Source organism: Williamsia sp. DF01-3 (assembly GCF_023051145.1).
In the GTDB taxonomy this organism is placed as follows: Bacteria; Actinomycetota; Actinomycetes; order Mycobacteriales; family Mycobacteriaceae; genus Williamsia.
This window is the reverse complement of sequence record NZ_JALKFS010000005.1, coordinates 5,159,387-5,173,626: the sequence shown is the minus strand read 5'-3', so window position 1 is coordinate 5,173,626 and position 14,240 is coordinate 5,159,387. Positions and strand designations below refer to the sequence as shown.

The window sequence follows — 14,240 nt, the reverse complement described above, 5'->3', positions numbered from 1 at the left end:
GTGCGGTGGCCTGTCGCCCGGCATCGGTCGCGCCGAGGTGCGGTGATCGTCTCTAATGGTGAGTCATGAGCGGTTCTCGAGACTTCCGGTTCGGGGTGAACTTCCTGGCCCGAGGGACGGCCGATGAGTTCCTGGCCCAGGTGCGGCACGCCGAACAGTGCGGTGTGGACGTGGTGCTGCTGCCTGACCATCTCGAACTGGGTGCGCCGTTCCCCATGTTGGTCGCGGCCGCAGCTGCCGCACCGACGGTGCGGGTCGGCAACATCGTCCTCAACGCAGGCTTCTACCGGCCGGCTCTGCTCGCCCGCGACATCGCCGGGGTCGACCAGTTGACGGGTGGACGCGTGGAGATCGGACTCGGCGCGGGGTATGTCGAGGCGGAGTTCGAAGCAGCGGGAATCCCGTTCGGGTCGCCCGGACAACGTGTAGACCACATGCGCGACATGGTGATCGAGCTGAGACGACTCCTCGGTGACCCGGCTTGCACGCCACCCTCGGTGCAGACACCACCCCCGATCATGGTCGCCGGCACGGGAAATCGGGTGCTGACGATCGCGGCCCGCCATGCGGACATCGTTGCCCTGGCGGGTCTCGCCGACGACGAGGCTCTCGCCGAGCGCGTGGAATACATTCGGCGGCAAGCAGGGTCGAGGTTCGACGACCTCGAACTGAATCTGATCATCTTCGACCTCGCCATCGACCGAGAGCCAGACCTCGACACGTTGCGTCATCACAACCGCGATGCCACAGATGACGAACTGTTACGCCAACCCAATGCGCTCCACGGATCTCACGACGAGGTGGTCGCCCGCATCCGGCAACTGCGAGAGCAGTTCGGGATCACCTACCTGACGCCGATCGAGCCGGCGGCGGCAGATCTGGACGCGTTCGGCAGGGTGATCTCAGAACTGCGCCAAGGTCCGGCGGAAGCGAACCTCTAGCGTTCGAGCCAATGGGTGGCGGTCAGTGGCACGGCATCGCCCACCGACTGGTGGTCGCAACCGAAGCCCACGGTCCAGCGACCGTCGGAGAGCTGGACCGGCCCCAGCATCATCGGTGACGGGAGTTCGCCGAGGAACTCTCCGAGTGCCGCCGGCGAGAGAGCCCACAGCTCGCCGCGAATGGATGTGCCCGACAGCTCATCGCGGACGAGCCCCGGCTTCGCTGGCTGGGTGTCGAGGGCGACGAGCCGGTACGCCTCCGCTGTCGCTGCGTCTCCGGCCCATCGCGCACCTTTGTCGGTGAGCTGACCCATCAGTGGTTGGCCGCGCAGATGCGCACCCACCACGAACACCTCGGTGGCCTTGGCGCCCGCCCGTTCGGGCCAGGACCGGCCGGATGCAGGCGATCCGGTACCGATCCGGCAGGCGATGTCGAGCACCACTGCGTCGTCGTAGGCCCGGCCCACCACCGTGACGCCGAATTGTGCTGCTGAGCCGTCGCTTTCGACCACCTCGCCCGCCGGGACGGACACCGCGCAGAGGTTGAACAGGTTGCAGAAGTTGGTGTAGGTCCCCATCGTTGCGTTGACGCCGACGGGGTCGGCCTCCACGTCAGCGAGCGTCGGATGCATCGGGGCAGTCGGGATCAGCAGTGCGGTCGCGTCGCCGAGCACCGACATGGCGCGCTCGCCCAGCGCCTGCACGCGTCGGCGATCCGACAACAGGTCGGTGGCGCTGAACCGGTCGGCCGGGCCGATGATCGCGGCGACCGTCGGGTCCACGAGGTCGGAAGGGGATGCCGCTGAGATGAATTCGCCCACCGCGTCATACCGTTCGGCGACCAGGGCACCCTCGTACAGGAGCTTGGCCGCAGCCAGGAAGTCCGACAGATCGATTCGCTTGATCCGCACACCCGCGTTCTCGGCGTGTTCCACCGCGTTGTGGAAGGCCTCCTGCCACCGTGTATCGAGAGCAGGCAGCGTGGCCGGCACGGCGACCACCGGACTGTCGGGGGCAGCGAAATGCGTTGACGCCGGCCACGCAGCACCTCCGGCCATCACCCCCATCGCACGATTGGCGAGGTCCAGATCCGCGGCGAGGATGGTCACACAGTCATAGCTGGCACAGGCCGGCAGCACGCCCGCGGTGCTGACCACTCCGATGGTGGGCTTGATGCCGACGATGCCCTGCAGGCCGGCGGGCACCCGTCCCGATCCGGCGGTGTCGGTGCCGATGGCGATGTCGGCGAACCCCAGTGCAACGGCCACAGCCGAGCCGGAGCTCGAGCCCCCGGATATATGGTCGGGTCGGCGTGAATCACGCACGGCTCCATAGGGACTGCGCGTGCCGACCAAACCGGTCGCGAACTGGTCGAGGTTCGTCTTGCCGATGACCACCGCTCCGGCCGCGCGAAGGGCGGCGACCGATGCGGCATCGTGTTCGGGCCGGTACTCATAGCCCGGGCAGGCGGCGGTCGTCGGCAGCCCAGCGACGTCGACATTGTCTTTGACCGCCAGCACCACCCCGGCCAATGCGCCACCGGCAGCGATGGAGGCAGCGTGGTCTCTTTCGACGTCCGCCTGATCGCGCAGGGTGATGAACACCTCCGGCCGATCGGCCGCGGCGATCTGGGCGTAGATGTCGGCTATGCGTGTCACGCGACTTTTCCTGTCTTCGTGGCGAACTCGCCGCCGTCGGACCAGCGTTTGCGCTCCTCGGCGCGCGCCGTCTCCATCGCTGTCCGTTCGACCTTGATGTCGTCGGCGTTGTCGGTGAGGAACTGCTGATGCTCGGCCAGTGAGAACGTACCGTCGGTGATCTCCACATGTCCTCGGCCGGCGGCCATGTCGGCCCGCAGGTCGAGTAACTCGTCGGCACTGACCGGGTACCAGCTGATCTTGTCGAAGAACCGCAACAGCCATGGGTGCTCGGGTTCGAACCCTGCTGCCTCGAGTGGATGCCGATGGTTCCACACCTGGGTGGTGCGACCGACGAACTGGTAACCACCGGGACCCTCCATGCCGTAGATGCACATGTAGGCGCCGCCGATGCCGACCGCGTTTTCCGGGGTCCAGGTGCGAGCCGGGTTGTACTTGGTGGTGATCAGACGGTGTCGCGGATCGAGTGGAACGGCAACGGGAGCGCCGAGATACACGTCGCCCAGGCCAAGCACGAGGTACTCGGCGTCGTAGACGATGCGGTACACGTCGTCGACGGATTTCAGCCCGTTCATCCGCCGGATGAACTCGATGTTCCACGGGCACCAGGGCGCGTCGGAGCGCACGCCCAGCATGTACCGTTCGATCGCCTCGCGGGTCGCCGGATCGTCCCACGAGAGGGGCATGTGGACCGTGCGGCTCGGCACCACCAGCTCGGACGCCGAGGGCAGTTGAGCTTCGCACTCGATGAGCCAGTCCAGCAGGAGTGATTGCCGCATCACGGTTGCGTCGACCTTGACCTGAAGTGACCGGATGCCGGGTGTGAGCGAGACGAGTCCCGCGGGCCGGTCGGCCTCGATCCGTTGTGCAAGGGCATGGACCCGTGCTCGGAGCGCGAGATCAAGTGTCATGTCACCGTATTCGACGAGAACGTTGTCGTCGCCGCTGCGGCGATAGGTCACCTCGGTGGTGCCGTCGGCGGTCCTGGTGGATCCGAGCACTCCGTCGTCGAGATCGGTACCAGAGGACAGAACGGTGACCATGTTCGCACGCCGAGCCGTTCCCAGAGCGGCCGAACTCGCCACCTCGGCAACCCGCACCGGTACGAACCGGACGGTGTCGCCCGGTTTGAGCTGACCCATCTTCCAGCGGTCCGCCGTGGTGACGGTGACCGGGCAGACGAAGCCGCCCAGACTCGGTCCATCGGGACCGAGCAGGATCGGGGTGTCACCGGTGAAGTCGAGCGCGCCCACGGAATAGGCGGTGTCGTGGATGTTGGACGGGTGAAGTCCTGCCTCACCGCCGTCGGTGCGTGCCCAGCGTGGCTGCGGTCCGAGCAGGCGGACACCTGTGCGGTCGGAGTTGAAATGCACCTCGTAGGCGGTGTTGTACAGATCCTCGATGTCCTCGGGGGTGAAGAACTCAGGAGCACTGTGTGGTCCGACGGTGACGGCGAGTTGCCAATTGTTGGTCAGCGCCGGCTTCTCGTCGATCAGGATCCGGCGAGGAGACCCAGCGGCCGACGTCTGTGCCCGAGCCAGCGTGTCCCCGTCGGTCAGAGAACGTCCGTCCTTTCCGCCGAATCGCCCGAGGGTGAACGTGGCTCGGCTTTCCAGGTACAGCTCGGCGTCGATCCCGCCCGTAACGGCGATGTACATCCGCATCCCGACTTTGCCTGCTGCGCCGACATCGAGGATCTGTCCCGCTTTGACCTCGATCGGTGACCACTGCGGTACCACCTCACCGGCCACCGTCACCGGCACAGGTGCGCCGGTGACCGCGACGACCGTGTCTTCGTCGAACCTCAATTGCGGCCCGAGCAGGGTGCATTCGAGGCCAGGCGCTCCTTCTGCGTTGCCCACCGCGATGTTCGCAAGCCGGAACGACAGATCGTCCATGGGTCCGGACGGTGGAACACCCACCTGCCAATACCGGATACGGCCCGGCCAATCCTGAATGGTGCTCTGCGGGCCCGCCCGCAGTACCGAGATGCTCGACATCTGTTATGCCTCTGGTCGTGTCACGATGACCCGCACCGAGGTGGGGTCGAATCCGTTGCAGGGGTTGTTGATCTGGGGGCAGTTCGAGATCAGCACCAGGGTGTCGGTTTCGGCGCGCAATGCGACCCGCCGTCCTGGCGCGGACAATCCGTCGACGATGCCGAGCGAGCCGTCGGGATCCACCGGCACATTCATGAAGAAGTTAACGTTGCCGACCAGATCCGACTTACCCAGCCCGTGTCGCGCCCCACCGATCAAGAAGTTCTCCACACATGCGTGCTGGTGTTTGGTGTGGTGGCCGTAGCGAAGAGTGTTCGACTCCTGCGAGCACGCGCCGCCGACGGTGTCGTGGTTGCCCACCTCATCGGCGACGATGGTCATCATCGGCGCCGAATCATGGTCGCGGATCACGGTTCCGGTGGTGAGGAAGATGTTGCCCTGGGCGGCGATGGTGGTCTGGGCGGAGTAGCGGATGGTGTGATCGGCACCGCCGAAGAACAGGGTGTCCACGGCCTGGTTCCCGTGCAGATCGACGATGGTCAGCACATCGCCGGCTTCGACGATGCCCGACCACGGTGCGCGTTCGCCGATCTCGTGGTCGAGGATCACCTGTCCGTCGACGAGAGCGAGGTCGCGTGCCGATGCCGTTGTGGCAGAGGTCATCACGGTGTCCTTTCGGAAAAATTGCGGAAGGGGTTCACTGGGTGCGGGAGGTCGGACTCTAGAAGTGGGCCGCGCCCCACACGTCCTCGGAGTTGAGCACCGCTCGCTGATATTCCGGGTCTGTATCGGGTAGCGATGCCAACGCGGAGTCGAGATCGCCCGGTGCCTTCCACGCCAAGATCTCCAGTGGCCCCACATCGAAACCGGGAGACGGGTCGAGAGGGTGCGCCGTGTTGACGATCGCGACGGTGCAGGGGAGATGCAAGAGCAGATCTACATACTTGTCGCGGCCGGCGGAGCCCTTCGACGTCAGTGTTCCGTCGGCCTCCACCACGATGCTGTGGAAGAACGACAGGGACGGAACCACGTCGGTGGGGGTCAGTCCGTGCTTCGCCGCCGCCAGCGTGAACATCTCGCGGCCGGCCGGCGACGTCGAATGAACAGCCCCGGCACCATATTTCGCGACGTTCCCGGCGAGGGTGCTGGTACCGCACAGGGCGTCGTGATGGCCGGAGGTGTCGGTGACGATGGTCGCGAGTGCACGACCCTGATCGCTGAGGAGCGGGTGACCGGATCCGAGGTACGCCTGCCACGGCACCTTGACCGTGTCGGCGACATTGAGCCGCTCCCACGGTGCATCAGCGCGCCACAGGAGGATGTGCGCACATCCGGTGCCGGCCACATCACGCAGTCGCAGGCGTGTTCCGCGGGCAAGAACCTTCACCGTGTAACGCCCACCGGGAACCGTCTCCGCCCACGTCATGTCGTGCGCGGCGACGTTGTCGGGCAACGGTGTCCACGTCGATGCCGGCACCACCGGCATGGAGTCGGTGATGGTGGCGGCCTGTGCCCGCGCATGCTCGCGGGCACCGGCGGTGGTGCCGGTCGAACCGGTTGTTGTCCCGGTGGACGTTGTCATGACGAGAGTTCCTTTTCTGTGAGAGCTGCTCGATCAGGCCGGCTGCGCCGGGCGGATCAGATGGGCTCGGCGGGCGCGGCGACCTTCACGGGCATCGGATGCTTCTTGCCGTGTGGGAAGCAGGCGACTCCGAGCAGGATGGCCACGGCGATACAGATCGGGCCCGCCCATTTCAGGATGGGCATCTCGCCGGCCGGGTCGAAGATCTCCGATCGCGGCCATGCCAGGTTCACGACCATGGCGAGCCCGTAGATGACTGCGAGAAGGTTGATGGGAATCCCGAAGCGGCCCAGGCTGAACAGCTTCTTGCCCTCGGCGTCGACGGTGGGGGTGCCGTGAGGCCAGCCCTTGAGGCGTCGCCACAGCATCGGACCCGTGACGGAGAGGTAGGCGAGGTAGATCAGGATGATGCAGACACTGGCAAGGGTCGCGAAGATCGCCGAGTTGCCCACGTTGACCACCAGGACACCGATGCAGAGAACACCGATCAGGATCGACGGGGCGATCGGGGTGCCGGTTCTGGGGTTGACGTGCGAGAGAATCCGGGATCCGGGAAGCCGGTCGTCGCGGGCCATCGAGAACATCAGCCGGGAGCATGCGGTCTGAATTGCCAAGGTGCAGATGAAGATCGCCACCACGACGTCGCACAGCAGGACCTTGCCCCAGAACGATCCGAGCACGGAGTCGAGGACGTATGGCAGCCCGCCGACGGCCAGTTCTTCACCGAGGCTCGGTGCTGCCATCAGGGCGCCGAGCAGCATGAGCCCACCGCCGATGGCCGATACGGTCAACGCCAAGCGGATGGTCCGCGGTGCGACGCGCCGCGGGTTCTTGGTCTCCTCGGCGAGCTCGCCTGCGGAGCCGAAGCCGACCATGACGTAGGCGGCCATCAAGCCGGAGACGATGAAAGCCCAGACGTACCCTGGCTGTTCGCCGGGAATGCCGGTGTCGAACACGACGTCGGGGCCGCGCTCGGCATGGGTGAACAGAGCCAGGATCACGGCGATGACGCCGACGATCTCGCAGGTGACACCGATGCTGTTGACTCGGCTCATCCAGTTGACGCCGATGCAGTTGATGATGGTGGTGATCACCAGCAGGATCGAGCCGAGCAGCACGGCGTTGGACGCGCCGCTGGTGCTGGTGAGGGCAGGATCGGAGCCGATGAGCTGGAAGCCGGTCCAGATGGACGGCATCACCACCTGCAGCGCAATTGCTGCCGCCGAGGCGGTGACGATCTGCGCGAGGATCATGAACCAGCCGCCGAACCAGCCGATCACCTCGCCGCCCATCCGGCGCGACCATTGGTAGATGGCCCCCGAGATGGGGAAACGAGCGGCGATCTCGGCGAAGCACAGAGCCACCAGGAGTTGACCGACGTAGACCGCGGGCCATGTCCAGAAGAATGCCGGACCGCCGAACGAGAAGCCGAGTCCGAAGAGCTGGAAGATGGTTGTCAGGATGGAGACAAAGGAAAATCCCGCCGCAAAGGACGCGAATGTTCCCAGCGAACGATGGAGCTGCTGGGTGTAACCGAACGCGGAGAGATCGTCGGAGTCGCCGTTCTCGGTGACGCCGCCGCTCACTGGTGCCGAAGGTGGTTGCGCAGTTGCGGTCATGGGAGATCTTCCTGGTAGTGGGCCCATGAGCCCGGTTTATCTGTCAGGTGATAGATAAACCGTTCGCTATTTCTGTCGAGTGACAGGTTTGTTACCCCGAGGCAAACGAGTGCAACAACTGTGTTTCCGAATGCGCACTGGCCAGGTCAGGTCCATTTGTCATCCGAGCCGCGCTGCGACGACGGATCGGCTGCGGCGGATGACAGTAAGGTGCTCTGTGTGAGTTCGGTTTCGGCAGGGCCAGGTCGCCCGAGGTTGGTGGAGCAGCGTCGCCGTGGGGACACCGCGCGGGACGAGATCCTCGACGCCGCCGGAGAACTCTTCACCACACGCGGATACTCCGGTACCTCCACCCGGATGATCGCGGAGGCCGTCGGTATTCGGCAGGCCTCTCTCTATCATCACTTCAAGACCAAGGACGACATCCTCGAGGCGTTGCTACAGAACACCGTGGCGCGGGCGCTGGCCACGGCGCAGCAGCTGCGAGAGGCCGTCGGCGAGCCGGCGCTCGAACGGCTGCAGTCGCTTGCCAGATTCGACGCCGCCCAACTCGCGGGTTCGAGGTGGAACCTCGGCGCCCTGTATCTCTTGCCTGAACTGCGCACCGAGCGCTTCGCCGAATTCCGCCAGGCGAGAACAGATCTGGCGCGGATCTACGCCGCGCTGGCAGGCGAGGTGCTCGGTGACCCCGACGATCCGCGTCGACACCTGCCGTTCCGGCTCGTCGAGTCGGTGATCAGCATGCGTTCCGATGAGATGGCCGGCGCGCTCGGCGCCGACTCTCTGCACGAGATGGTCGACCTCTTGGTCGATACGATCGCACTGGTCTTGAAGTAGTTGCCGCAGCGACGAATTCGCAGGTTTTGTGTCCAGGCGCAGGAGTTGCAACGCCTGCCCCGAGACGGAAAGCCTGTGTCCGTGGACGGTCGAACGCGCGACGTCGAGTTCAGAGCACCTCACCGGGCAATGCGTCGTGAACCAGGAGTGCTATCTGCACCCTGTTGTTGAACGCCAGCTTCTCCAGGATGTGCGAGATGTGACTCTTGACCGTGGCGATGGACACGAACAACTCTTCGGCGATCGCAGCGTTCGACATCCCTCGCGCGACCGCGATGGCCACGCGCTGCTCGCCGGCGGTCAGCAGATCGAACTGTTCTGTTGCCTTCGTGCGGCGATCACCGGGGTCGGTGAAGCGCACGATCAATTTGCGGGTGATCGACGGCGACAGGATCGGCTCGCCCGCAACAACTTTGCGCAGAGATGCGATGAGGTCGGCGGGCGGGGTGTCCTTGAGGAGGAAGCCGCTGGCGCCGGCTTGCAACGAACGCAACACCAAGTCGTCGGTATCGAAGGTGGTCAACATGATCACCTGTGGCGGCTCGGCCATCGAACGTAAAGCGATGGTGGCCTCGAGCCCGTTGACCTTCGGCATCCGGATGTCCATCAGCACCACGTTGGCGCCGGACTGCTGTGCGAGCGCCGCGACCGTGGACCCGTCTGCGGCTTCGCCGACGATGTCGATGTCCGGCTGCCCCGACAGCATCGTCCGCAGACCCGCACGCACCAGCCACTCGTCGTCCACGAGCAGCAGGCGAATGGTGGATGGGGCCTCGGTGCTCACAGGCTGCCCGCTTCCCATGGCAGGCGAGCGGTCAGCACGAAGTTGCGCTCCACGACGCCATACGACAACTCGCCGCCGGCGAGAGTGACCCGCTCGTTGATGCCGACAAGACCCGACTTGGCCCCCGGGATCGGTTCGATGGCCGAATTGGCAGCCATCGACAGTGGTTGGTGAATTCTCACACTCAGCCCATCTCCGGGTCCGCCGCTGATGTGCACGGTCACCGGAACAGCACCCGCGTGTTTACGCGCATTGGTCAAGCCCTCCTGAACAATTCGATAGGCGGCCCGGCTGACCACACCCGGGACGTCGTCGAGGTCGCAGATGTCGATGGTCGCGCGGATCTGACTGCCCGCCTCCTCGGCTTCGCCGAACAGGGTGGGCAAGGTGCTCAGCGATCGGGTGGGCTGAGCAAAATCCTCGGAGTCCTCACGCAGCATGGCGATCACGTCACGAAGGTCGACCAGCATCTGATGGACGCCGGCGCGGATCACCCCGGCCGCCCGGCGGATGTCTTCCGGTGGTGCGTCGGGCCTGAACTCGAGCGCGCCGGCATGCACGGACAGCAGGCTCATCCGGTGGGCGAGCACGTCATGCATCTCCCGTGCGAGCCGTTCGCGTTCGGTGGCCCGCGCATTGGCGATCCGCTCGCGCTGCTCGGCCTCGACGGTTCGCGCACGCTCGGCCAGTGAGATCAACAGCTGCCGGCGGTTGCGGACCATGGTTCCCCACCCGACCGCCACCGCAGCCATCAGTGACCAGAACACGAGTACAGCGAGCAGCGACTCCTGACCTTCCGGGTACAGCCAGCGGTTCGTCAACGCCGTGACAAAGCTGGCCAGGGCCACCGAGACCGCGTAACGCATCGGCTTGTGGACGGCGAGCGAGAAGACCGCCAGCAAAGCCACCCCGCCGATGGCAGAGGTGAATCCGGAGGCGACCGTTGTGACAATTGCCAGAGCCAGCGGCCATCGGCGCCGCCACACCATGGCCACGCAACCCGCGACCCCGACCGCAAGATCGGCGACGATCATGCCGGAGATGTCGTCCAGGCGTGGGCTGATGGCGACAGCACCGATCGCGGCGGCCAGCAGGATCATCAGTACGTCGATCGCGATGTCGCGTTTGCTCCGCCGGCCGATCAAGGGGTGGGGATCGGTCTCCAGTTCGGCCCGCACGGCCCCGGGCATCCACGCGCCCCGAGCCGTCAGATCATCCCATCCATCTGTCACAGCAGCCCACCGGTTCGCATCGCCCGATCATGCGCGTCGAGGCGGCCCCGGGGCATCAGGCGAAAGGCGGAACTTCGGCGGGCGATGAGTTTTTGTTGCGGGCGATGTCTGTTGTGGTGTCCGCTTGATGCACAAAACGACCCTGGATCGGAGTCATCATCATGTCCCGCATGCTGTTCCTCAACACAACCGCCACCGACATCCCCGCGACACGCAAGTTCTTCGGCGAGCTCGGATTCGAGTTCAACGAGACCTTCAGCGACGAGAACACCCTGTGCCTGGTGATCAACGAACTCACCGTCGCCATGCTGATGACGCCCGCCCGGTTCCAGGACTTCATCACCGGAGGCATCGCCGACACCAGCAAAGAGCGTGAGGTGCTGATCGCCATCTCCGCCGAATCCCGTGAGGCCGTGGACACACTCGTCGACAAGGCACTGGAGATCGGTGGCTCCAAGTGGATGGACGCGCAGGATCACGGGTTCATGTACGGGCGTAGCTTCCTCGACCTCGACGGCCACGTGTGGGAGGTCACCTGGATGGATCAGTCCGCCATATCGGGTTAGGACAGCATTTCGGGCTAGCTCGGCATCTCGGGCTGAACCGGTTATTTGTCCGACTCCGACGGGCCGGGAGGCACGGCCGGCAGTCCGAACCGGGCGAAGTCGGCCTCCATGGTGTCGGAGAAGAAAGCCACCACATGACCGACGCCGTCGGCGGTGATGTCCAGGACCTGCAATTGGAAGGGCCTGTGCACACCGTCGGCGTCGAGCATGTACAGCCCGAACGCGGGCTGTCCGTTGGCCACCGCCGGTAGCAGAACCATGTCGCCCGCTGCGGTTGCCGGGCAGTTGGAACCGATGAGCGTACCGATGACCTCCGGGCCCTGGTACCAACCGATGAACGGTGGCATCTCCCAGATGGCCTTGTCGGTGAACAACGCGACGATGGCGTCGATGTCGTACGCCTCGAAGGCGTCGACCCACTTCTGCAAGAGTTCTCGTTGAGCGGCGTCTCCGGGTTCGACCACCGAATCGCGTTCCGGTGCAACCTCTTTGAGCTGGGCGCGGGCGCGCTGGAGCAAGCTGTTCACCGTTGCGGTGGTCAATCCCAGCGTCTCGGCGACCTCGGCAGCGCGCCACTGGAGTACATCACGGAGGATCAGGATCGCGCGCTGGCGCTCGGGGAGATGCTGGAGCGCAGCGATGAACGCCAAACGGATGGATTCACGAGAACCCACGACGGTGGCGGGGTCCGCGGTCTCCGACAACGTCTCGTCCGACCCGGCGAACGGCTCGAGCCATGGCACCTCGTGGTCCTCGAGGAGAGCGCCCTGAGGATCGGACGACTCGCCGCCGAGTCCCGAGGGCAGCGGCCGGCGCTGCTTGGACCCGAGAGCGGTGAGGCAGGTGTTGGTGGCGATCTTGTAGAGCCACGTACGTACCGAAGCGCGACCGTCGAACCGGTCGTAACCACGCCAGGCGCGGATGAAAGTTTCCTGGAGAAGGTCCTCTGCGTCGTGATGTGAACCCATCATCCGATAGCAATGTGCAAGCAGTTCACGTCGGTACGGTTCGGTGACTTCCAGGAAGTCAGAATCTACCGCGGCCTCGATAGTCATGGAGAAAAGGTTACGGGAGCGGTCTGACAACAACCAGGGTTCTCCAGCCATCGATTGCGCCAGGTTGGGCGGTTTTCGGGTGTCCGGTCGAGCGATGGCCGCCGCTCGTGTAGAGGTTGGGGAATGATTCGAGTCGGCACCTCGGGGTGGGTGTATCCACCCTGGCGAAAAACCTTCTATCCGGAGGGCCTGGTCCAGCGCCGCGAACTCGAGTACATCTCCCGGGTTCTGAACTCGGTCGAACTCAACGGGTCCTTCTATTCTCTGCAGCGGCCGACCAGCTACCTGAAGTGGACGGAGCAGACGCCTGACGACTTCCTCTTCTCCGTCAAGGGCCCGCGCTTTGTCACCCATATGAAGCGGCTCGTCGACGTGGACCAGCCGCTGGCCACCTTCTTCGCGTCGGGCGTGCTGGCACTCGGACCCAAGTTGGGGCCGATCCTCTGGCAACTGCCACCCAATCTCCCGTTCGACGCAGACACACTGGCCGCGTTTGCACGTCTGCTGCCGCGCACCACCACCGCAGCAGCCGAGCTCTCCACCGGACACAGTGACCGGATCGCCGACCGGGCCTGGACCACAACCGACGCGGAGCGGCCGATCCGTCATGCCCTCGAGGTCCGGCATCCGAGTTTCATGACACCCGAGCTGCCCGACCTGTTGCGCGAGCTCGACATGGCGCTGGTGCTCGCCGACTCGGCGGGCAAGTTCCCCGTGATCGACGAGATGACATCCGACTTCGTCTACGCCCGTCTGCACGGCGACACCGAGCTCTACACCAGCGGCTACACCGACGAGGCGCTCGATTCGTGGGCCGAGCGGTTCCGGGCGCGGGCGGTGGACCGCGATGTGTTCGTCTACTTCGACAACGACGCAAAGGTCAGGGCGCCATACGACGCGAAAGGGCTGCTCGACCGCTTGCTGTGACCTGGCTCGGGTAGCGTTGTCGCTGCGCTCAACAAGCGATGGCGCGCCAGGCAACGACTGGGGTGCATGATGATCGAGCGTTTGGACAAGCTGCAGAGGCGGCACCCCGTGTTGGGTTTCGGCATCGCCGTGATCTACAAATACGCTGACGATCAGGGTGGATATCTCGCCGTTCTCATGACGTACTACGCGTTCCTGGCGTTGTTCCCCTTGTTGCTGCTCTTGACCACAGGCGTCGGCATAGTGCTCGACGACAATCCCGAGTGGCAGGCGAAGGTACTCGATTCGGCGCTCGGCCAGTTCCCGGTGATCGGCCCGCAGCTCGGCGAACCGCAGGAACTCAGCGGTGGCACAGCAGGAATCGTGATCGGCATCCTCGGCGCCCTGTACGGCGCCTCGGGTGTCGGCCAGGCGGCCCAAAACGCGATGAACACCGTGTGGCAGGTGCCGCGTAACGACCGGCCCAACCCGATCTTCTCCCGGTTCCGCAGCCTGCTCTTGCTGACCGTGCTGGCGATGACCCTGGTGGGTACTGCGGTGTTGTCGACCTTCGCGGGACTACCCGGGCCCCTGGGGGCCTTGGAGGGGGTGACCATCGGTCTTCTGGCAGTGGTCATCAACTCGGCGGTGTTCACCATCGCCTACCGCCTGAGTACCAGCAACGACGTGAGCTATCGCGATGTGTTGCCGGGCGCGGTCGCGATGGCGATCGTCTGGCAGCTGTTGCAGACATTCGGAACGGTGTACGTCACCCAGGTGGTGAAGAACGCGAGCACCACCAACAGTGTGTTCGCCGTGGTTCTGGGCCTTCTCGCGTTCTTCTATCTCACCTCCATCGCCGTGGTGTTCACCGCGGAGATCAACGTGGTGAGAGTGCATCACCTCTACCCGAGGGCGTTGCTGACCCCGTTCACCGATGCCGTGGACCTCACCCACGGTGACCGCAAGACTTACACACGTCAAGCAAAGGCTCAGCGAGCCAAGGGTTTCGAACACGTCGATGTCACGTTCCGCAAGAACGACGACACCTGAGACCCGT

Annotated in this window: 13 protein-coding genes; 5 read left to right on the top strand and 8 right to left on the bottom strand. The window is 64.9% G+C overall.

The genetic code is table 11. The features are described 5' to 3' along the window. The first annotated feature begins 65 nt into the window (after positions 1–65). Entirely contained in the window at positions 66–941 is an 876-nt protein-coding gene (locus tag MVA47_RS26125) for a TIGR03621 family F420-dependent LLM class oxidoreductase (RefSeq protein WP_247210469.1), read from the top strand. On the opposite strand, the gene atzF is transcribed toward MVA47_RS26125, so the two are convergent. From atzF to MVA47_RS26100, 5 genes are read right to left on the bottom strand one after another with little or no spacing between them, the layout of a single operon-like run. After that, a complete protein-coding gene (gene atzF, locus MVA47_RS26120; protein WP_247210468.1) occupies positions 938–2,599 on the bottom strand; it encodes an allophanate hydrolase in 1,662 nt (553 codons plus the stop codon). The two genes, MVA47_RS26125 and atzF, sit on opposite strands and share 4 nt — an antisense overlap. After that, complete coding sequence (locus MVA47_RS26115; protein WP_247210467.1) at positions 2,596–4,599, bottom strand: 5-oxoprolinase/urea amidolyase family protein; 2,004 nt, start codon at positions 4,597–4,599, stop codon at positions 2,596–2,598. Before MVA47_RS26115 ends, atzF begins: the two co-directional genes overlap by 4 nt. A 3-nt stretch (positions 4,600–4,602) precedes the next feature. Beyond that, positions 4,603–5,262 (bottom strand): urea amidolyase associated protein UAAP2, encoded by a 660-nt coding sequence (locus MVA47_RS26110; RefSeq protein WP_247210466.1) that lies wholly within the window; start codon positions 5,260–5,262, stop codon positions 4,603–4,605. A gap of 58 nt (positions 5,263–5,320) precedes the next feature. Then, complete coding sequence (locus tag MVA47_RS26105) at positions 5,321–6,181, bottom strand: urea amidolyase associated protein UAAP1 (RefSeq protein WP_247210465.1); 861 nt, start codon at positions 6,179–6,181, stop codon at positions 5,321–5,323. A gap of 56 nt (positions 6,182–6,237) precedes the next feature. Next, positions 6,238–7,800, bottom strand: a complete 1,563-nt coding sequence (locus MVA47_RS26100; RefSeq protein WP_247210464.1) for an amino acid permease — start codon at positions 7,798–7,800, stop codon at positions 6,238–6,240. Positions 7,801–8,019: 219 nt separating this feature from the next. Here MVA47_RS26100 and MVA47_RS26095 point away from each other — a divergent pair, with 219 nt between their 5' ends. Continuing rightward, positions 8,020–8,637, top strand: a complete 618-nt coding sequence (locus MVA47_RS26095) for a TetR/AcrR family transcriptional regulator (protein WP_247210463.1) — start codon at positions 8,020–8,022, stop codon at positions 8,635–8,637. A gap of 109 nt (positions 8,638–8,746) precedes the next feature. On the opposite strand, the gene MVA47_RS26090 is transcribed toward MVA47_RS26095, so the two are convergent. Both MVA47_RS26090 and MVA47_RS27150 read right to left on the bottom strand, forming a co-directional pair. Further along, complete coding sequence (locus MVA47_RS26090; RefSeq protein ID WP_247210462.1) at positions 8,747–9,421, bottom strand: response regulator transcription factor; 675 nt, start codon at positions 9,419–9,421, stop codon at positions 8,747–8,749. Continuing rightward, positions 9,418–10,653 (bottom strand): sensor histidine kinase, encoded by a 1,236-nt coding sequence (locus MVA47_RS27150; protein WP_247210461.1) that lies wholly within the window; start codon positions 10,651–10,653, stop codon positions 9,418–9,420. The genes MVA47_RS26090 and MVA47_RS27150 overlap by 4 nt, the downstream gene beginning before the upstream one ends. 161 nt (positions 10,654–10,814) lie before the next feature. Between MVA47_RS27150 and MVA47_RS26080 the strand changes: the two genes are divergently transcribed. Continuing rightward, positions 10,815–11,219, top strand: a complete 405-nt coding sequence (locus tag MVA47_RS26080; RefSeq protein WP_062796745.1) for a VOC family protein — start codon at positions 10,815–10,817, stop codon at positions 11,217–11,219. Positions 11,220–11,260: 41 nt separating this feature from the next. Here MVA47_RS26080 and MVA47_RS26075 read toward each other — a convergent pair whose 3' ends face one another. Continuing rightward, a complete protein-coding gene (locus MVA47_RS26075; RefSeq protein WP_247210460.1) occupies positions 11,261–12,274 on the bottom strand; it encodes a sigma-70 family RNA polymerase sigma factor in 1,014 nt (337 codons plus the stop codon). A 123-nt stretch (positions 12,275–12,397) separates the two neighbouring features. Between MVA47_RS26075 and MVA47_RS26070 the strand changes: the two genes are divergently transcribed. Both MVA47_RS26070 and MVA47_RS26065 read left to right on the top strand, forming a co-directional pair. Next, positions 12,398–13,201 (top strand): DUF72 domain-containing protein, encoded by an 804-nt coding sequence (locus MVA47_RS26070; RefSeq protein ID WP_247210459.1) that lies wholly within the window; start codon positions 12,398–12,400, stop codon positions 13,199–13,201. Positions 13,202–13,270: 69 nt separating this feature from the next. Next, positions 13,271–14,233: a YihY/virulence factor BrkB family protein gene (locus MVA47_RS26065; RefSeq protein ID WP_374474463.1), complete on the top strand. Its 963-nt coding sequence runs from the start codon at positions 13,271–13,273 to the stop codon at positions 14,231–14,233. Positions 14,234–14,240: the final 7 nt, after the last annotated feature.